Origin of the sequence: Streptomyces sp. NPDC088254 (genome assembly GCF_044740925.1) — a bacterium.
GTDB lineage: Bacteria > Actinomycetota > Actinomycetes > Streptomycetales > Streptomycetaceae > Streptomyces.
Genome location: NZ_JBIURQ010000008.1, coordinates 122,646 through 141,077, shown reverse-complemented (window position 1 = coordinate 141,077; position 18,432 = coordinate 122,646). Strand labels below are relative to the sequence as shown.

General features: G+C 71.8%; 18 protein-coding genes and 1 tRNA gene. 15 read left to right on the top strand and 4 right to left on the bottom strand.

Annotated elements, in window-relative coordinates:
* The first annotated feature begins 39 nt into the window (after positions 1-39).
* Both ACIOC0_RS23605 and ACIOC0_RS23600 read left to right on the top strand, forming a co-directional pair.
* Positions 40-486, top strand: a complete 447-nt coding sequence (locus ACIOC0_RS23605) for an SRPBCC family protein (RefSeq protein WP_402157323.1) — start codon at positions 40-42, stop codon at positions 484-486.
* Between the two features lie 39 nt (positions 487-525).
* Positions 526-597 (top strand) — tRNA-Val (locus tag ACIOC0_RS23600).
* 150 nt (positions 598-747) lie between these two features.
* Here ACIOC0_RS23600 and ACIOC0_RS23595 read toward each other — a convergent pair.
* Complete coding sequence (locus ACIOC0_RS23595) at positions 748-1,473, bottom strand: exonuclease domain-containing protein (protein WP_130444444.1); 726 nt, start codon at positions 1,471-1,473, stop codon at positions 748-750.
* Positions 1,474-1,664: 191 nt separating this feature from the next.
* Here ACIOC0_RS23595 and ACIOC0_RS23590 point away from each other — a divergent pair, with 191 nt between their 5' ends.
* From ACIOC0_RS23590 to thrS, 3 genes are all read left to right on the top strand, one after another.
* Positions 1,665-2,231 carry a DUF4365 domain-containing protein gene (locus ACIOC0_RS23590; RefSeq protein WP_402157322.1) on the top strand — a complete coding sequence of 189 codons (567 nt, stop codon included), beginning with the start codon at positions 1,665-1,667 and terminating at the stop codon, positions 2,229-2,231.
* Complete coding sequence (locus ACIOC0_RS23585; RefSeq protein WP_402157321.1) at positions 2,228-3,514, top strand: hypothetical protein; 1,287 nt, start codon at positions 2,228-2,230, stop codon at positions 3,512-3,514. Before ACIOC0_RS23590 ends, ACIOC0_RS23585 begins: the two co-directional genes overlap by 4 nt.
* A gap of 143 nt (positions 3,515-3,657) precedes the next feature.
* Positions 3,658-5,634 (top strand): threonine--tRNA ligase, encoded by a 1,977-nt coding sequence (thrS, locus tag ACIOC0_RS23580; RefSeq protein WP_402157320.1) that lies wholly within the window; start codon positions 3,658-3,660, stop codon positions 5,632-5,634.
* Between the two features lie 33 nt (positions 5,635-5,667).
* On the opposite strand, the gene ACIOC0_RS23575 is transcribed toward thrS, so the two are convergent.
* A complete protein-coding gene (locus tag ACIOC0_RS23575) occupies positions 5,668-6,327 on the bottom strand; it encodes a potassium channel family protein (protein ID WP_402157319.1) in 660 nt (219 codons plus the stop codon).
* Positions 6,328-6,394: 67 nt separating this feature from the next.
* Between ACIOC0_RS23575 and ACIOC0_RS23570 the strand changes: the two genes are divergently transcribed.
* Entirely contained in the window at positions 6,395-6,955 is a 561-nt protein-coding gene (locus tag ACIOC0_RS23570) for an HIT family protein (protein ID WP_402157317.1), read from the top strand.
* Between the two features lie 24 nt (positions 6,956-6,979).
* Here ACIOC0_RS23570 and ACIOC0_RS23565 read toward each other — a convergent pair whose 3' ends face one another.
* Both ACIOC0_RS23565 and ACIOC0_RS23560 read right to left on the bottom strand, forming a co-directional pair.
* Positions 6,980-8,641: a hypothetical protein gene (locus tag ACIOC0_RS23565; protein WP_402157316.1), complete on the bottom strand. Its 1,662-nt coding sequence runs from the start codon at positions 8,639-8,641 to the stop codon at positions 6,980-6,982.
* 151 nt (positions 8,642-8,792) lie between these two features.
* Positions 8,793-10,997 (bottom strand): elongation factor G-like protein EF-G2, encoded by a 2,205-nt coding sequence (locus ACIOC0_RS23560; protein ID WP_402157315.1) that lies wholly within the window; start codon positions 10,995-10,997, stop codon positions 8,793-8,795.
* 312 nt (positions 10,998-11,309) lie between these two features.
* Here ACIOC0_RS23560 and pgsA point away from each other — a divergent pair, with 312 nt between their 5' ends.
* From pgsA to ruvA, 9 genes are all read left to right on the top strand, one after another.
* The gene (gene pgsA, locus ACIOC0_RS23555; RefSeq protein WP_402157314.1) at positions 11,310-12,062 is read left to right on the top strand and encodes a phosphatidylinositol phosphate synthase; all 753 of its coding nucleotides are present in this window, start codon (positions 11,310-11,312) and stop codon (positions 12,060-12,062) included.
* The gene (locus ACIOC0_RS23550; RefSeq protein ID WP_402157312.1) at positions 12,059-12,976 is read left to right on the top strand and encodes a phosphatidylinositol mannoside acyltransferase; all 918 of its coding nucleotides are present in this window, start codon (positions 12,059-12,061) and stop codon (positions 12,974-12,976) included. Before pgsA ends, ACIOC0_RS23550 begins: the two co-directional genes overlap by 4 nt.
* Positions 12,973-14,139 carry a glycosyltransferase family 4 protein gene (locus ACIOC0_RS23545; protein WP_402157311.1) on the top strand — a complete coding sequence of 389 codons (1,167 nt, stop codon included), beginning with the start codon at positions 12,973-12,975 and terminating at the stop codon, positions 14,137-14,139. The genes ACIOC0_RS23550 and ACIOC0_RS23545 overlap by 4 nt, the downstream gene beginning before the upstream one ends.
* Before the next feature lie 4 nt (positions 14,140-14,143).
* A complete protein-coding gene (locus ACIOC0_RS23540; RefSeq protein WP_402157309.1) occupies positions 14,144-14,686 on the top strand; it encodes a hypothetical protein in 543 nt (180 codons plus the stop codon).
* A gap of 135 nt (positions 14,687-14,821) precedes the next feature.
* Positions 14,822-15,727, top strand: coding sequence for a pyridoxal 5'-phosphate synthase lyase subunit PdxS (gene pdxS, locus ACIOC0_RS23535; RefSeq protein ID WP_351097265.1), 906 nt, complete (start codon positions 14,822-14,824; stop codon positions 15,725-15,727).
* Positions 15,728-15,734: 7 nt separating this feature from the next.
* The gene (gene pdxT, locus ACIOC0_RS23530; protein WP_402157308.1) at positions 15,735-16,346 is read left to right on the top strand and encodes a pyridoxal 5'-phosphate synthase glutaminase subunit PdxT; all 612 of its coding nucleotides are present in this window, start codon (positions 15,735-15,737) and stop codon (positions 16,344-16,346) included.
* A gap of 48 nt (positions 16,347-16,394) precedes the next feature.
* A complete protein-coding gene (locus ACIOC0_RS23525) occupies positions 16,395-17,147 on the top strand; it encodes a YebC/PmpR family DNA-binding transcriptional regulator (RefSeq protein ID WP_356684397.1) in 753 nt (250 codons plus the stop codon).
* A gap of 136 nt (positions 17,148-17,283) precedes the next feature.
* On the top strand, positions 17,284-17,829 hold the full coding sequence (ruvC, locus tag ACIOC0_RS23520) for a crossover junction endodeoxyribonuclease RuvC (protein WP_402157307.1): 546 nt from the start codon (positions 17,284-17,286) through the stop codon (positions 17,827-17,829).
* Positions 17,826-18,431, top strand: a complete 606-nt coding sequence (ruvA, locus tag ACIOC0_RS23515; protein WP_352247998.1) for a Holliday junction branch migration protein RuvA — start codon at positions 17,826-17,828, stop codon at positions 18,429-18,431. The genes ruvC and ruvA overlap by 4 nt, the downstream gene beginning before the upstream one ends.
* The last annotated feature ends 1 nt before the right edge of the window (position 18,432 follow it).

The window sequence follows — 18,432 nt, the reverse complement described above, 5'->3', positions numbered from 1 at the left end:
CACGGAGCCGCCGGCGCTCGCGCACGGCACACTCGCCCCATGGACTGGACCCACTACCGCTTCCGCAGCCTCTGGTTCCTGCCCGCACCCCCCGAAGCGGTGTACGGCGCCCTGGAACGCCCCGAGGACTACCCGCGCTGGTGGCCCCAGGTCCGCGAGGTCACCCGGATCGACGACACCACGGGAGTCATCCGCGTCCGCTCCCTCCTGCCGTACGACATCACCTTCACTGCGCGTGAGACGCGCCGCGACCCGGCTGCCGGGGTCCTCGAGATCGCGATGACCGGCGACCTCGACGGCTGGGCCCGCTGGACGGTCACCCCGCGCGGCACGGGCGCCCTCGCCCGCTACGACCAGGTCGTCGACGTGGCGAAGCCGATGCTCAGGAGGTTCGCCGTGCCGGGGCGGCCCCTCTTCCGCGCCAACCACCGGCTGATGATGCGCGCCGGACGGCGCGGGCTCAACGGGTACCTGCGAGCGGTTTGAAGGACACCCCGGGGGACCTGTATTGTTCAGTGCGTTCCCGGGCGATTAGCTCAGTGGGAGAGCGCTTCGTTCACACCGAAGAGGTCACTGGTTCGAACCCAGTATCGCCCACCGGGAAAGGCCGGTCCGCACACGCGGGCCGGCTTTCTTCATGCCGTCCCACCCGTCGATGCCGTCCCACCCGTCGATGCCGTCCCACCCGTCGATGCCGGCCCACCCGTCGATGCCGGCCCACCCGCCGGGCACATGCCCGCCTCACGCTCACGCCGCCGCCGGCAGCGCCGGGCGCAACGGCCACGACGTGTCCACGGTCTCCGGGGAGCCGCTGCGCGCGAACCACGCCTGGAGCCCTCGCGCCTGCGCCGCGTGCCACGCCGTCTGCAACGCGTGCAACTCGGCCGGGGACAGCCGCTCCAGCCGCGCCGCGAACCGCCGGCCCAGCGCCCGCACGAGCTCCAGCGCGGCCGTCGCGTCCGCCGCCGCGTCATGCGCGTCGGCCAACGCCACCTCGTAGTGCGCGCACAGGTCGGTCAGCGTGCGGCGCCCCTTGCGGTAGCGGTCCAGATGCTTGTCCAGGACCCGCGGGTCCAGCACCCTGAGCGGCGCCGGCTCCAGCCAGTGCCCCAGCGAGGAGGCCCGGTGCCGGCGCAGCTCACGGTCCAGCAGCGTCAGGTCGAACGGCGCGTTCATCACCACCAACGGCCGCCCCGCCGCCGCCTGTTCGGCGAGCAGCTCGGCTATCTCGTACATCACCGGCGCCGGCCAGCGGCCGTTGCGGTGCAGATGGTCCTCCGTCAGCCCGTGCACCGCCGTCGCCTCGGCGGGCACCGGCACCCCCGGATTCACCAGCCAGCGGCTCACCCGCGGCCGGACGCCGGGCGCGTCCTGCACGACGAGCGCGGCCGACACGATCCGGTCGGACTCGACGTCGACGCCCGTCGTCTCCGTGTCGAAGGCGGCCAGAGGGCCCTCGTACCAGCACGTCATACCAACTCAACCCCTCGTTCACCAACGGCAGCTGACAGTCCGTCTTCTACCGCTTGGGTGATACCCGTGCTGTTTGCGCCGTACGCCGGTAGGACACAACAGAGGTACGGGTCTTTGCAGTTCAGAGGCTCGACAAGGACCTTCACCCGGATCCCCCAGCCGGATCCGCTGTGCACGAGAGGCTGTTGTCCATGGCGATAGCGCAGCCCGAACGGGGCGGGCTGCTGCCCGAACTCACGGGCCCCCAGCGCGGCACACTCGCCACCACCGCCTGCATGGAGACACTGCAGGTGGCCTATCTGCACGCGGTCGCAGCGGCCGCGGGCTGCTCGCTCTCCCAGCCCTTTCCCGACAACGGCATCGACTGGCACGTCAGCCACAGCGCCCCCGGGCACACCGTCGACGACGAGGTGACCATCAAGGTGCAGCTGAAAGCCACATACCAGGTCGCGCCGAACCCGCCCGGCCGCACCTTCTCCTTCACGCTCGACAACGACCACCTCAGGAAGCTCGCCCGGACCCCGGTGTCCGTGCACAAGATCCTCGTCGTGATGCTCGTGCCCCGGCTCCAGGCCGACTGGCTGCGGGCCGGTCACGACCGTCTCGACCTCAGGCACTGTTGTTATTGGGTCAACCTGGCCGGCCACCCGGTCACCGGCCGCACCCGGACCACCGTGCGGATACCGACCGCCCGCGTCTTCGACGACCGGGCCCTGTGCGAGATCATGACCAGGGTCGGGACGGGAGGCAGACCATGACCCACCGTCCGATCGAAGAAGCACCGCGGCCGGCACGACCGCACCCCGCCGATCCAGGCCGCGCCCGCCGCCCGGAGCCCGGCTGGAGCCGTCCGCCCGACCCCGCCGACGTCGATCCCGCCGTCCTCGGCGCGCTGCTGCGCCGGCACGGCTGGCAGCGGCGCGGCGGCGCCGCCGGACGCTACGGCCGCTGGACCCCGCCCGGCCCGGGCGGCGCCGCCACCAGCCTGCTCGTACCGGAGAGCCGTGCCTTCCCCGACAGCGACGACCTGCTCGGCGAGGCACTCCAGGCGCTGGCCCGCAGTCAGACGCCCGCCGCCCGCGAGGTCCTCGTCGCCCTGGCCGTCCCCAGCGACGAGATCCGCTGGTGGCGCGACGCACCGGCAGGACCCACCGGGACAGCCGGGGCGGCCGGCACCGCAGGGACCGCGGGGGCGGCCTCCTGGGCCGCCGACGAGCAACTGCGCGGCGCCGCCCGGCAGATCCTCCTTGCCGGCGCGCTCGCCACGCACGCGCGTGCCGGCTACTACGGCGCGCGGCACCGGCGCACCGCCGCCGCCACGCTGGACAGTGTCCTCGTGGGCGCCGCCGTTGAGGGACGCCGGCTGACCGCCTTCGTGCCGGTGGCCACGGGGCGCCCTCTCGCCGTCCGCCTCCACCAGGCTCTGTACGCCGTGCGCGAGGCCATCGACTACCAGCGCGCCGCCGGCGGCATGGACGCCTTCGAGGGCGCCGTGGAGGCCGGCGCCAGCCGGGAGCTGACCGAGGCGCTGATCGCCCTCGTCCGCGGCACCGAGGGCGCCCGCGTCGCTGTCGCCTGGGCACCCGCGGCAGGCGTCCCCGAGGGGTGCGCCGCGGACGCCGAGCCGATCGAGTTCTCGCCCGGCGACCTGCCCGTCCTGCGCGAGGCCGGCGCCCGCTACCTGCGCGAGGAACCCTCCGTGCCCGTGCGGATCACCGGCACCGTGGTGCGGATGCGCAGGGCCGGTCCGCGCGGCGAGGGCAGCGTACGGCTGCGGGTCCTCGCCGGAGCGGAGATCCCGCACGTCCGCCTCAGCCTCGACGAGGAGGACTACCGCATCGCCGGGCAGGCCCATCTCGTCGGGCTGCCGGTGCGGGTGCAGGGCCGGCTGGAGAGCCGGGGCGGCTTCCGCAGGATCACCGGCGCCCAGGACGTCGTCCCCGTCCAGGTGGACGAGGCGGAGCGGGACCGGCTGATGAAGTCACTGCAGGAGACCGCCGAGATCACCGCCTTCTTCGAGGAAGCGTGCGGCGGGGACTGAGAGGATTCCCGGGGGTGTTCCTTCCCGCGGGCGGGGTCGCGGAGATATCCGTTTCGCGATCGGGTGGCCCGGCTCGGTACGATCCGTCTCATGCGCGCGCTCCCGGTATGGCGTCGCAGTCCATCTTCAGTCAGGAGAGACCGGTGTCAGACGTCCGTGTGATCATCCAACGCGATTCCGAGCGGGAAGAGCGCACGGTGACGACGGGCACCACGGCCGCCGACCTCTTCGCCGGCGAGCGCTCCGTCATCGCCGCGCGTGTGGCCGGCGAGCTCAGGGACCTCACCCACGAGCTGCGGGACGGCGACACCGTCGAGGGCGTCGAGATCACCTCCGAGGACGGCCTGAACATCCTGCGCCACTCCACCGCGCACGTCATGGCTCAGGCCGTGCAGGAGCTCTTCCCCGAGGCCAAGCTGGGCATCGGCCCGCCCGTCAAGGACGGCTTCTACTACGACTTCGACGTGGAGAAGCCGTTCACGCCCGAGGACCTCAAGGCCGTCGAGAAGAAGATGCAGGAGATCCAGAAGCGGGGCCAGAAGTTCGCCCGCCGCGTGGTCACCGACGAGGCCGCCCGTGAGGAGCTCGCCGACGAGCCGTACAAGCTGGAGCTGATCGGCCTCAAGGGGTCCGCTTCGAGCGACGACGGCGCGGACGTCGAGGTCGGCGGTGGCGAGCTCACCATCTACGACAACCTCGACGCCAAGACCGGCGAGCTGTGCTGGAAGGACCTCTGCCGCGGTCCCCACCTGCCCTCGACCCGGCTGATCCCGGCGTTCAAGCTGATGCGCAACGCGGCCGCCTACTGGCGCGGCAGCGAGAAGAACCCGATGCTCCAGCGCATCTACGGCACCGCCTGGCCCTCCAAGGACGAGCTGAAGGCGTACCTGGACTTCCTCGCCGAGGCCGAGAAGCGCGACCACCGCAAGCTGGGCAGCGAACTCGACCTGTTCTCCGTCCCGGAGCAGATCGGCTCCGGCCTCGCGGTCTTCCACCCCAAGGGCGGCATCGTCCGCCGTGTCATGGAGGACTACTCGCGTCGCCGGCACGAGGAGGAGGGCTACGAGTTCGTCTACACCCCGCACGCGACGAAGGGGAAGCTCTTCGAGACCTCGGGCCACCTGGACTGGTACGCCGACGGCATGTACCCGCCCATGCAGCTCGACGAGGGCGTGGACTACTACCTCAAGCCCATGAACTGCCCGATGCACAACCTGATCTTCGACGCGCGCGGGCGTTCCTACCGTGAACTGCCGCTGCGCCTGTTCGAGTTCGGGACCGTGTACCGGTACGAGAAGTCCGGCGTGGTGCACGGCCTCACGCGTGCGCGTGGCTTCACCCAGGACGACGCGCACATCTACTGCACCCGTGAGCAGATGTCGGCCGAGCTCGACAAGACGCTCACCTTCGTCCTCGGGCTGCTGCGCGACTACGGCCTGGAGGACTTCTACCTGGAGCTGTCCACCAAGGACCCGGAGAAGTTCGTCGGCTCGGACGAGGCCTGGGAGGAGGCGACCGAGACGCTGCGCGAGGTCGCCGAGAAGCAGGGGCTGCCGCTGGTCCCGGACCCGGGCGGCGCCGCGTTCTACGGTCCGAAGATCTCCGTCCAGGCGCGCGACGCCATCGGCCGGACCTGGCAGATGTCGACCATCCAGCTCGACTTCAACCTGCCGGAGCGCTTCAACCTGGAGTACACCGGCGCGGACGGCGCCAAGCAGCAGCCGGTCATGATCCACCGCGCGCTGTTCGGCTCCATCGAGCGGTTCTTCGCGGTGCTCCTGGAGCACTACGCGGGCGCGTTCCCCGCCTGGCTGGCGCCGGTGCAGGCGATCGGCATCCCGGTCGGCGACGCGCACGTGGAGTACCTGGAGAAGTTCGCCGCCGCGGCCAAGAAGAAGGGGCTGCGGGTCGACGTCGACTCCTCCTCGGACCGCATGCAGAAGAAGATCCGGACCGCGCAGAAGCAGAAGGTGCCGTTCATGGTCATCGTCGGCGACGACGACATGAACGCGGGCACGGTCTCCTTCCGCTACCGCGACGGCTCGCAGGAGAACGGCATCGCCTTCGACGAGGCCATCGCCAAGATCGCGAAGGTGGTCGAGGAGCGGACGCAGGTCTGATCCCCCGCCACGCCGGCGAAGGCCCTCGGGAGCTCAGTCTCCCGGGGGCCTTCGCTCGTCGCCCTCGCGGGTGAAGGTCTGCATCACCCAGGACGAGAACGAGCCCGTGACCGCGCCGAGGAGTGCCAGTCCGCCGGCCATCATCCCCGTCGCGATGGTCCGGCCGAGCGTGGTCACCGGCGTGATGTCGCCGTAGCCGACGGTGGTCAGGGTGGCCGCGGCCCACCACACGGCGTCCCCGAAGGTCCGCATGGTCGCCCCGGGAGCCCCGCGTTCCTGCTGGTAGACCGCGAGCGCCCCGGCGAAGCCGAGCAGCACGGTGGACAGCGAGGCGTAGGCGATCACGCGCGCGTACAGGGACAGCCGGGGCTGTCCGCGCCGGCGCTGGATCACGTCGTACAGCGGGACGATTCGCACCGGGCGCAGCAGCGGCAGGAGGACCACGACCGTGTGCAGCAGATGCGTGGTGACGAAGCGCAGCCCTTGCCCGCTGAGCCGCCAGCGCACGGCGTAGTCCGCGGCGAACAGCGCGTACAGGGCGATGAGGGTGAAGCCGCACAGATCCCGCCACGCGGGGGCCAGGTCCACGGCGAGGACGCGGGTGGCGTAGGCCGCGAGGAAGAGCAGCGAGGCCAGGAAGAGCGGGATCTCGGTGCGCTGCTCCCAACGCGCCGCGAGGCTGTCGTCGTCCACCGGGCCAGCTTGGCCGGTGACCGGGCTCCCGCCGCCCCGGCGACACGCCGCGATCGGGCGAAGCCATATGCTGCCTTGCATGACGAGTGAGCCGGAGCAGCAGATCGGAGTGGGGACGCGGGACGCGTTCCAGCGCCTGTGGACGCCCCACCGGATGGCGTACATCCAGGGTGAGAACAAGCCGAGCGGTCCGGGGGCGGACGACGGCTGTCCCTTCTGCTCGATTCCGGCGAAGTCCGACGAGGACGGGCTGGTCGTACGGCGCGGCGAGCATGTGTACGCGGTGCTGAACCTGTACCCGTACAACGGCGGTCACCTGATGACGGTGCCTTACCGGCATGTCGCCGACTACACGGATCTGACCGCGCCGGAGACGGCGGAGCTGGGCGAGCTGACGAAGCAGGCGATGACGGCGCTGCGCACCGCGTCGGGCGCGCAGGGCTTCAACATCGGCATGAACCAGGGCGCGGTGGCGGGCGCGGGCATCGCGGCCCATCTGCACCAGCACATCGTGCCCCGCTGGGGCGGGGACACGAACTTCATGCCGGTGGTCGGGCACACGCGTGTGCTGCCGCAGTTGCTGGCGGACACCCGCAAGATGCTCGCGGAGGCCTGGCCGACGGTGTGACGCTCCTCGCCGTGCCGTCGGGGTTCACGCGTCGTAGGTGTCGGCCTTGCGGGGGGAGATGTCCTGGACGGCGCCGCTCAGCACCGAGGAGCGGGTGCTGAACTTCTCGATGTCGACGTCGTGTTCCTTGAGGACCTTGAGCGCGGCCGTGTGCACCACCCGCAGCACCGGGGCGGCCGCGCGCAGGGCGTCGTCGGCCATGAAACGGTGCCGCCACGGCTGGTCGGCCCAGGCGTGCCGCAGGCCGAAGGGTTCGGGCAGGCCGATGGAGCCGCCGAGCCACTTGAGCAGCGGCGGGTACCAGCTGACGGTGGCGCGCGCGGCAAGGCGTACGACTTCGTCGGGGGTGACGAGCGGCAGGGTGACCGTGCGGGTCTCCCAGAAGCGGACGGTCTTGGCGACCTCCTTGCTGGGGGCTTCGGGCTTGGTGGTGAACAGGCCGTTGACGGGGCCGAGGGCGTGGCCGGTGACCTCGATGCGCAGCGTCTCGTGGAGCACGGTCACGGTGATCAGCATGGTGATGATCAACTGGCCGTCCCACAGGGGCCATTGGACGCCGAGGTAGTGGCGGTCGCCGCCGCCGAACTGCTGCTGGTCGCAGATCTTCTCGATGGCTTTGGGCTTGACCTGGTAGGCCTCGACGTCCGTGCCGTCGGGCCGGGCCACCGCCGTGGCCTTCTCGCCGACGGGGGTGACGATCCAGTGCCGGACCGAGGGCGGGGGGAAGCCGCCGGTCTTCAGGCTCTGCCGGTTGAGCACGGTGAGCTGGTCGTGGATGGCCCTGATGACGGTCCAGCTGCGGAACTCGTGGATGCCCTTGTTGGGGTCGGTGGGGACGAGTTCCTCCGCGAGGTGCCAGGCGCCCCAGCGGGTTCCCATGCCGAGTATGCCCTTGGGGCCCGCGTAGAACACGGAGTTGGACTGCTGTTCGGCGCTGAGCCGGGCCAGGGACTGGCGCAGTTGCTCGGCGGCGGTGTGGTTGGGGCTGGTGGGCACGGCTTCGGGGACCTTGGCGCCGATGCTGCTGCCGGCGAGGAGGCCGGCCCAGCGGTCGCGCAGGTCGGCGGCGGTGCGTTCGCAGATGCGCTTGGCCAGGAACCAGCCGACGACGGGTGCGACGACCGCCCCGCGCGCGTACCAGCCCCAGAAGCCGGTGAACGGCATACGGAGCAGGAAGATCACGGCGAGTGCGCCGACGGCGACGAGCAGGCCGGTGGCGAGGCCGGAGACGCGTCGGCCGCCCGCCTTCTCCATGGTGGTGCGCAGTTGGAAGACCAGCAGCCAGACGAGCAGGCCGGGCAGGAACAGCAGGCCGAACACGGCCATGATGCCGGTGAGTTGCCGGTCGCGGCGGCGGCGGATGCCGTTGGCGGCGAGGCAGTGCTCGACCACGACCTGGGGTTCGGCGCCGAAGGACTGGATGAGCGGTTCGCGGCCGACTCCGAGCATGCGGTCGATCACCGCCTGGGAGAACGCCTCGCCGAGGTTGGGCCGGAAGATGCGGGCCCAGCTGCGGCCGGGGTTGACCTTCGACTGGTGCCATTCGTTGTCGGCGTTCTTGATGGCCTCGACGGGGTCGTCCCGGTAGGCCGCCGAGGCCAGGGCGAAGGTCGGCGTCTGCCCTCCGTCGCCCGTCTGCGGCACCTGCGGCCCGAAGATGTCCGCGTAGCTGCTGTCAACGGTCATTCCCGCCCCCATCGCCGCTGTTCCCGCTTCTGCGGCCTTCCCGACTTCCGTGCTCCGCACACCTGTTGATCAGGTCATCAGCGTATCCGCCGGCGCCGGCGGCCGTCGGCGGACGGCCGAAGCCGCCCGCCGAAACGGAAGGGGAAGTTCCTTACGCGTCCTGCGTCTGCTGCCTCAGCCGCTCGGCGACCTGGGCCGGCATCGGCTCGTGCCGGGCGTAGGAGCGGCGGAAGCGGGCCGTACCGTGCGACAGGGACCGCAGGTCGACCGCGTACCGGCCGATCTCGATCTCGGGCACCTCGGCCCGGACCAGGGTGCGGCCGCCGCTCGTCTGTTCGGTGCCGAGCACCCGGCCGCGCCGGCCGGACAGATCGCTCATCACCGGGCCCACGTACTCGTCGCCGACCAGCACGCTCACCTCGGCCACCGGCTCCAGCAGATGGATCTTCGCGTCGGCCGCGGCCTCCCGCAGCGCGAGCGCGCCGGCCGTCTGGAAGGCGGCGTCGGAGGAGTCCACCGAGTGCGCCTTGCCGTCGAGGAGGGTCACCCGGACGTCGATCAGCGGATGCCCCGCGGCGACGCCCTTGGCGGCCTGCGCCCGTACGCCCTTCTCGACGGACGGGATGAACTGGCGCGGCACCGCCCCGCCGACGACCTTGTCCACGAACTCGATGCCCGAGCCGCCCGGCAGCGGCTCCACCTCGATCTCGCAGATGGCGTACTGCCCGTGCCCGCCGGACTGCTTGACGTGCCGGCCCCGCCCGGCGGACTTCCCGGCGAACGTCTCCCGCAGGGAGACCTGGTGCGGGACGACGTCGACCTGCACGCCGTAGCGGCTGCGCAGTCGTTCCAGCGCGACGTCCGCATGGGCCTCGCCCAGGCACCACAGGACCACCTGGTGGGTGTCCTGGTTCTGTTCGAGCCGCATCGTCGGGTCCTCGGCGACCAGCCGGGACAGGCCCTGGGAGAGTTTGTCCTCGTCGGCCTTGCTGTGCGCGCGGATGGCCAGCGGCAGCAGCGGGTCCGGCATCTGCCAGGGCTCCATCAGCAGCGGGTCGTCCTTGGCCGAGAGGGTGTCGCCGGTCTCCGCGCGGCTCAGCTTCGCCACGCACGCGAGGTCGCCCGCGATGCAGTGCGTCAGCGTCCGCTGCTGCTTGCCGAAGGGCGCGGAGAGGGCGCCGACGCGTTCGTCGGCTTCGTGCAGGGGGCGGCCCTCCTGGCCGTCGTCGGACAGGCCGTGCCCGCAGACGTGCACGGTCTCGTCGGGGCGCAGGGTGCCGGAGAAGACGCGGACGAGGGAGACACGGCCGACGTAGGGGTCGGAGGAGGTCTTCACGACCTCCGCGACCAGCGGCCCGTCCGGGTCGCACGGACCCAGTGCGCGCCGCTCGCCGCCGCGGGTGGTGACGAGGGGCGCCTCGCGCTCCAGGGGCGTCGGGAAGCCCCGGGTGACCAGTTCGAGGAGCTCGACCGTGCCGAGGCCCTGGCGGGCGCCCTCGGCGGCGGGGGCGGCGGCCAGCACCGGGAAGAAGGCCCCGCGCGCGACGGCCCGCTCCAGGTCCTCGATCAGCGTCTTGACGTCGATCTTCTCGCCGCCGAGGTAGCGGTCCATGAGGGTCTCGTCCTCACTCTCGGCGATGATGCCCTCGATCAGCCGGTTGCGGGCCTCCTCGATCAGCGGGAGCTGGTCCTCACCCGGCTCGGACTCCACGCGCTCCCCGGTGGAATAGTCGAACAGCTTCTGCGACAGCAGCCCGATCAGGCCGGTCACGGGCGCGTGCCCGTCCGGCGCCTTCGGTCCGTGCAGCGGCAGGTAGAGGGGGAGCACGGCGTCGGGGTCGTCGCCGCCGAAGGTCTCCGCGCAGATCCGCGTCATCTCCTCGAAGTCGGCGCGGGCCGCCTCCAGGTGCGTGACGACGATCGCGCGGGGCATGCCGACGGCCGCGCACTCCTCCCACACCATCCGCGTCGAGCCGTCCACGCCGTCCGAGGCCGAGACGACGAAAAGGGCCGCGTCCGCCGCGCGCAGACCGGCCCTGAGCTCCCCGACGAAGTCGGCGTAGCCGGGGGTGTCGAGGATGTTGACCTTGATGCCGTCCCAGGTGACCGGCACCAGGGAGAGCTGCACCGACCGTTGCTGGCGGTGCTCCATGTCGTCGTAGTCGGAGACGGTGCCGCCGTCCTCCACGCGGCCCGCCCGGTTCACCGCTCCCGCCGTCAGCGCGAGAGCCTCCACCAGGGTCGTCTTGCCCGATCCGCTGGGGCCGACCAGCACCACGTTCCGTACGGACGCGGGGTGGTCGGCCGCCGTAGCCCTGCCGGCGGCTCCGGGGTGTTCCTTCGCCTTGTCGCCCATTTCTTGCCTCCCGTGCACGGTGAGGTCATCGGGGGCGCGGACACGGCGGCTCCGCGCGCGGTGGCGGCTCCGGCGACGCCCGCGGTCCTTCGAGCTTTCCACTCCCGTCACCGCGCGTCCATACGAACGACGTGACGCCGCCGCCCGGCCGCCGCGCAGGGGGCGCGGCCGGCGGTCGTGAGGCCCGGCTGAGAGCGGCGCCCCCGGCCCGCGAGGGCGGGTGCCCGGCGGTCGCGTACGCGCGTGCGTGGCTACGATGGGCCAGCCGGTGGCCATCAGGGCCGCGCGGCCACACCGACCGTCGGGAAGGCCATGCTGAACAAGTACGCGCGTGCATTCTTCACGCGTGTCCTCACACCGTTCGCCGCGTTTCTCATCCGCCGGGGCGTGAGCCCCGACGCGGTGACGCTGGTCGGCACCGCCGGCGTGATCGCGGGCGCGCTGGTCTTCTACCCCCGGGGCGAGTTCTTCTGGGGCACGATCGTGATCACGCTGTTCGTCTTCTCCGACCTCGTCGACGGCAACATGGCCCGCCAGCTCGGCCGCTCCAGCCGCTGGGGCGCCTTCCTGGACTCCACCCTCGACCGGGTCGCCGACGGCGCGATCTTCGGCGGGTTCGCCCTCTGGTACGCGGGACAGGGCGACGACAACGCCCTGTGCGCGGTGTCGATCTTCTGCCTGGCCAGCGGCCAGGTGGTGTCCTACACCAAGGCGCGCGGCGAGTCGATCGGACTGCCGGTGGCCGTCAACGGACTCGTCGAGCGGGCCGAGCGGCTGGTCGTCTCCCTGGTCGCGGCCGGTCTCGCCGGCCTGCACAAGTTCGGCGTCCCCGGCATCCAGTACCTGCTGCCCGTCGCCCTGTGGATCGTCGCCGTCGGCAGCCTGGTCACGCTGATCCAGCGGGTCGTCACGGTCCGCCGCGAGTCGGCGGAAGCGGAGGCGGAGGCCGCGAAGGCGGAGGCGAACGCGGAAGCGGAGGCCGGGGAGAGCCGGCCGGTGGGAGCCGAGGAGAGCGGGACCCCGGCGGCCCGGCCGGAGGCCGAGGGGCACGAGGCGGCCAAGTGAACCCCCGCGACCAGGTCGCCGACGCGCTGTACGGCCTCGGCTGGAGCACCGTCAAGCAGCTCCCCGAGCCGGTCGCGGCGCGCCTCGGCCGTACCGTCGCCGACCTCACCTGGAAGCAGCGCGGCAAGGGCGTGCGGCGGCTGGAGAGCAACTACGCGCGCGTGGTGCCCGACGCGACCCCCGAGCGCCTGGCCGAACTGTCGCGCGCCGGGATGCGCTCCTACCTGCGGTACTGGATGGAGTCGTTCCGGCTGCCTGCCTGGAGCCCCGAGCGCGTAGCGGCCGGCTTCGAGCCGAAGGACCTCCACCACCTCACCGACGGGCTCGCGACCGGCCGGGGCGTCGTCCTCGCCCTGCCGCACCTGGCCAACTGGGACCTGGCCGGCGCCTGGGTCACCACCAAGCTGCGGACGCCTTTCACCACCGTCGCCGAGCGGCTCAAGCCCGAGACTCTCTACGACCGCTTCGTCGCCTACCGCGAGGGCCTCGGCATGGAGGTGCTGCCGCACAGCGGCGGCGCCGCCTTCGGCACCCTGGCCCGGCGACTGCGCGACGGCGGCCTGGTCTGCCTGGTCGCCGACCGGGACCTGTCCGCGTCCGGCGTCGAGGTCGACTTCTTCGGCGACAGGGCCCGCATGCCCGCGGGACCGGCGCTGCTCGCCCAGCAGACCGGCGCGCTCCTGCTCCCCGCCACGCTCTGGTACGACGACTCGCCCGTCATGAAGGGCCGCGTCCATCCCCCGATCGACGTACCCGGCTCGGGAACGCGGGCCGAGCGGACATCCCTCATGACACAGTCGCTGGCCGACGCCTTCGCCTCGGGCATCGCCGACCACCCGGAGGACTGGCACATGCTGCAGCGGCTTTGGCTCGCGGACCTGGAACCGCGTCCGTCGGACGGAGAGCGGCCTTGAGGATCGGCATCGTCTGCCCGTACTCCTGGGACGTGCCGGGCGGAGTGCAGTTCCACGTCCGCGACCTCGCCGACTACTTCATCCGGCTCGGCCACGAGGTCTCCGTCCTCGCCCCCGCCGACGACGACACCCCGCTGCCGCCGTACGTCGTCTCGGCCGGACGCGCGGTCCCGGTGCCGTACAACGGCTCGGTGGCCCGGCTGAACTTCGGCTTCCTGAGCGCCGCACGCGTCCGCAGATGGCTGCACGACGGCGCCTTCGACGTGATCCACATCCATGAGCCGACCTCGCCCTCACTGGGCCTGCTGACCTGCTGGGCCGCGCAGGGGCCCATCGTGGCGACCTTCCACACGTCCAACCCGCGCTCCCGCGCGATGATCGCCGCGTACTCCATCCTCCAGGCCGCCCTGGAGAAGATCAGCGCCCGGATCGCCGTCAGCGAGTACGCCCGCCGCACCCTCGTCGAACACCTCGGCGGGGACGCGGTCGTCATCCCCAACGGCGTGGACGTCGACTTCTTCGCCGAGGCCGAGCCCAGACCCGAGTGGCAGGGCGGCACCATCGGCTTCGTCGGCCGTATCGACGAGCCGCGCAAGGGCCTGCCGGTGCTGATGCGCGCCCTGCCGAAGATCCTCGCCGAGCGGCCGCACACCCGGCTCCTGGTCGCCGGACGCGGCGACGAGAAGGAAGCGGTGGAGAGCCTCCCGAAGGACCTGCGGGCACGGGTGGAGTTCCTCGGCATGGTCAGCGACGAGGACAAGGCCCGCTTCCTGCGCAGCGTCGACCTGTACATCGCCCCCAACACCGGCGGCGAGAGCTTCGGCATCATCCTGGTCGAGGCCATGTCGGCCGGGGCCCCGGTCCTCGCCTCCGACCTCGACGCGTTCGCCCAGGTCCTGGACCAGGGAGCGGCGGGCGAACTGTTCGCCAACGAGGACGCCGACGCGCTGGCCGATGCCGCGGTGCGCCTCCTGGGCGACCCCGCGCGGCGCGCCGAACTGCGCGCACGGGGCAGCGCCCACGTACGGCGCTTCGACTGGTCGACGGTCGGCGCGGACATCCTGTCGGTGTACGAGACGGTGACGGCGGGAGCGGCCGCGGTGGCCACGGACGACAAGGGCTCACCCGGGCTGATGGCCCGCTTCGGCCTGGCGAGGGACTGAACCTGTGACCATCACCGTCGTCTGGATCGTCGTCGTCCTCCTGGCCGTCGGCCTTTACCTGAGCTGGACCGCGGGACGCCTGGACCGGCTGCACGCGCGCATCGACGCCGCCCGCGCCGCACTGGACGCGCAACTGCTGCGCCGCGCCTCCGTGACACAGGAGCTGGCCACCTCGGGGGTGCTCGACCCGGCCGCCTCCATCGTGCTCTACGAGGCCGCGCACGCCGCCCGGCAGGCCGAGGAGGAACTGCGGGAGGTCGCCGAGAGCGAACTGAGCCAGGCGCTGCGCGCGGTCTTCGCGGAGACGCAGCAGGTCGAGGTCGTGCGCGAGGCGCCCGGGGGAGAGGAGGCGGCCCGCGAGCTCACCGAGGCCGTCCGCAGGGTCCCCATGGCCCGCCGCTTCCACAACGACGCCGTCGGCGCGGCCCGCAGGCTGCGAGAGCACCGCAAGGTGCGCTGGTTCCGGCTGGCCGGCCACGCGCCCTTCCCGATGGCCTTCGAGATGGACGACGAACCCCCGGCGGCCCTGGCCGACCGCGCCGCCTGATCCGACCCGGGGCCGACCTCGGCGTGGGGCGCGAAAAAAATCCACCGCCTTCCCATTGGCCCTTGCTGTGGACTGGTCGGCTGCCGTTTCCTCGGTGCTGCACCACACCCTCTTCCACCCCAGTGAGGTCAACCCGTGTCCAGCACCGAGAACCAGGCTCCCGAGACCGGCACCGCGCGCGTGAAGCGCGGCATGGCCGAGCAGCTCAAGGGCGGCGTGATCATGGACGTCGTCACGCCGGAGCAGGCCAAGATCGCGGAGGACGCGGGCGCCGTCGCCGTCATGGCGCTGGAGCGGGTCCCCGCCGACATCCGCAAGGACGGCGGCGTCGCCCGCATGTCCGACCCGGACATGATCGAGGGCATCATCGAGGCCGTCTCCATCCCGGTCATGGCCAAGTCGCGCATCGGCCACTTCGTGGAGGCCCAGGTCCTGCAGTCCCTCGGCGTCGACTACATCGACGAGTCCGAGGTCCTCACCCCGGCCGACGAGGTCAACCACTCCGACAAGTTCGCGTTCACCACCCCGTTCGTGTGCGGCGCCACCAACCTGGGCGAGGCCCTGCGCCGTATCGCCGAGGGCGCCGCGATGATCCGCTCCAAGGGTGAGGCCGGCACCGGCAACGTCGTCGAGGCCGTCCGCCACCTGCGCCAGATCAAGAACGAGATCGCCCGCCTGCGCGGCTTCGACAACCACGAGCTGTACGCCGCCGCCAAGGAGCTGCGCGCCCCCTACGAGCTGGTCAAGGAGGTCGCCGAGCTGGGCAAGCTGCCCGTCGTGCTGTTCTCCGCGGGCGGTGTCGCCACCCCGGCCGACGCCGCGCTGATGCGCCAGCTCGGCGCCGAGGGCGTCTTCGTCGGCTCCGGCATCTTCAAGTCCGGCGACCCGGCCAAGCGCGCCGCAGCCATCGTCAAGGCGACCACCTTCTACGACGACCCGAAGATCATCGCGGACGCGTCCCGCAACCTCGGCGAGGCCATGGTCGGCATCAACTGCGACACCCTCCCCGAGACCGAGCGCTACGCCAACCGCGGCTGGTAGTCGGCCCATGTCCCACGAAGCCCCTGTCATCGGCGTCCTGGCCCTCCAGGGCGACGTACGGGAGCACCTCGTCGCCCTGGCCGCGGCCGACGCCGTGGCCAGGCCGGTGCGGCACCCCGAGGAACTCGCCGAGGTGGACGGCCTCGTCCTGCCCGGCGGCGAATCGACCACCATCTCCAAGCTGGCCGTCCTGTTCGGCGTGATGGAACCCCTGCGCGCGCGGGTGCGCGACGGCATGCCCGTCTACGGCACCTGCGCCGGCATGATCCTGCTCGCCGACAAGATCCTCGACCCGCGCTCCGGCCAGGAGACCGTCGGCGGGATCGACATGATCGTGCGCCGCAACGCCTTCGGGCGGCAGAACGAGTCGTTCGAAGCCGCTCTCGACGTCAAGGGCGTCGCGGGCGACCCCGTCGAGGGCGTCTTCATCCGCGCCCCCTGGGTCGAGTCCGTCGGCGCCGGCGCCGAGGTGCTCGCCGAGCACGACGGCCACATCGTCGCCGTCCGCCAGGGCAACGCGCTCGCCACGTCGTTCCACCCGGAACTCACCGGCGACCACCGGGTGCACGCCCTCTTCGCCGACATGGTCCGCGCGAACGGGGCCACGGAGTCCTTGTAGGATTCCTGGCGTTCGTATCTGGATGGGTTACGCGAAGGAGACAGGCAGATGTCCGGCCACTCTAAATGGGCCACGACGAAGCACAAGAAGGCCGTGATCGACGCCAAGCGCGGCAAGCTCTTCGCGAAGCTCATCAAGAACATCGAGGTCGCGGCGCGCATGGGCGGTGTCGACCTGGAGGGCAACCCGACGCTCTACGACGCCGTCCAGAAGGCGAAGAAGCAGTCGGTCCCCAACAAGAACATCGACTCCGCCATCAAGCGCGGCGGCGGTCTCGAGGCCGGCGGCGCCGACTACGAGACGATCATGTACGAGGGTTACGGTCCCAACGGCGTCGCGGTGCTCATCGAGTGCCTCACCGACAACCGCAACCGCGCCGCCTCCGAGGTCCGCGTCGCCATGACCCGCAACGGCGGCTCCATGGCCGACCCGGGCTCCGTGTCGTACCTGTTCAACCGCAAGGGCGTCATCATCGTCCCCAAGGGCGAGCTGAGCGAGGACGACGTGCTGGGCGCGGTCCTCGACGCCGGCGCCGAGGAGGTCAACGACCTCGGCGAGTCGTTCGAGGTCCTCAGCGAGGCCACCGACCTGGTCGCGGTCCGCACCGCCCTCCAGGAGGCCGGCATCGACTACGACTCCGCCGAGGCCAACTTCGTCCCGACCATGCAGGTCGAGCTGGACGAGGAGGGCGCCAAGAAGATCTTCAAGCTGATCGACGCGCTCGAGGACAGCGACGACGTCCAGAACGTCTTCGCCAACTTCGACGTCAGCGACGAGGTCATGGAGAAGGTCGACGCGTAACGCTGCCGCGAGCGGAGCGCTTCAGGGCGGGCCGGGGGACACGTCCCACCGGCCCGCCGCTGTTGTCAGTGGCAGCGACTAGCCTGGCGCCATCCGTGGATCACCGTCCGCGGACGGCGAAGAGGGGAGGGGCGCGGTGCGCGTACTGGGGGTGGACCCCGGGCTGACCCGGTGCGGTGTCGGCGTCGTCGAGGGGATCGCGGGGCGCCCGCTCACCATGCTGGGCGTCGGCGTCGTACGGACGCCCGCGGACGCCGAGCTGGGACACCGCCTCGTCGCCGTCGAACAGGGCATAGAGCAGTGGCTGGACGAGCACCGGCCCGAACTCGTGGCCGTGGAGCGGGTGTTCAGCCAGCACAACGTACGGACCGTCATGGGCACCGCCCAGGCCAGCGCCGTCGCCATGCTCTGCGCCGCCCGCCGCGGCATCCCCGTCGCCCTGCACACCCCCAGCGAGGTCAAGGCAGCCGTCACCGGCAGCGGACGCGCCGACAAGGCCCAGGTCGGCGCCATGGTCACCCGCCTGCTGCGGCTCGACGCGCCGCCCAGGCCCGCCGACGCCGCCGACGCCCTCGCCCTCGCCATCTGCCACATCTGGCGCGCCCCCGCGCAGAACCGGCTCCAGCAGGCCGTCGCCCTGCACGCAGCCAAAGCACCGACACTGAAAGGCCGTACGGGATGATCGCCTTCGTGAGCGGACCGGTCGCCGCCCTCGCCCCCGACTCCGCCGTGGTCGAGGTGGGCGGCATCGGCATCGCCGTCCAGTGCAGCCCCAACACCCTGTCGGGGCTACGGATGGGCCAGCAGGCCAAACTGGCCACCTCCCTGGTCGTCCGCGAGGACTCCCTCACCCTGTACGGCTTCGCCGACGACGACGAGCGCCAGGTCTTCGAGCTGCTCCAGACCGCCAGCGGCGTCGGGCCGAGACTCGCCCAGGCGATGCTGGCCGTGCACACACCGGACGCGCTGCGCCGGGCCGTCGCCACCGCCGACGAGAAGGCCCTCGTCGCCGTCCCCGGCATCGGCAAGAAGGGCGCCCAGAAGCTGCTGCTGGAGCTGAAGGACCGCCTCGGCGAACCGACCGGCGCCCCCGCGGTGGGCACACCCGTCACCCAGGGCTGGCGCGACCAGCTGCACGCGGCCCTCATCGGCCTCGGGTACGCCACCCGGGAGGCCGACGAGGCGGTCACCGCCGTGGCGCCGCAGGCCGAGGCCGCGGGCGGCACGCCCCAGGTGGGCCAGCTGCTCAAGGCCGCCCTGCAGACCCTCAACCGCGCCCGCTGAC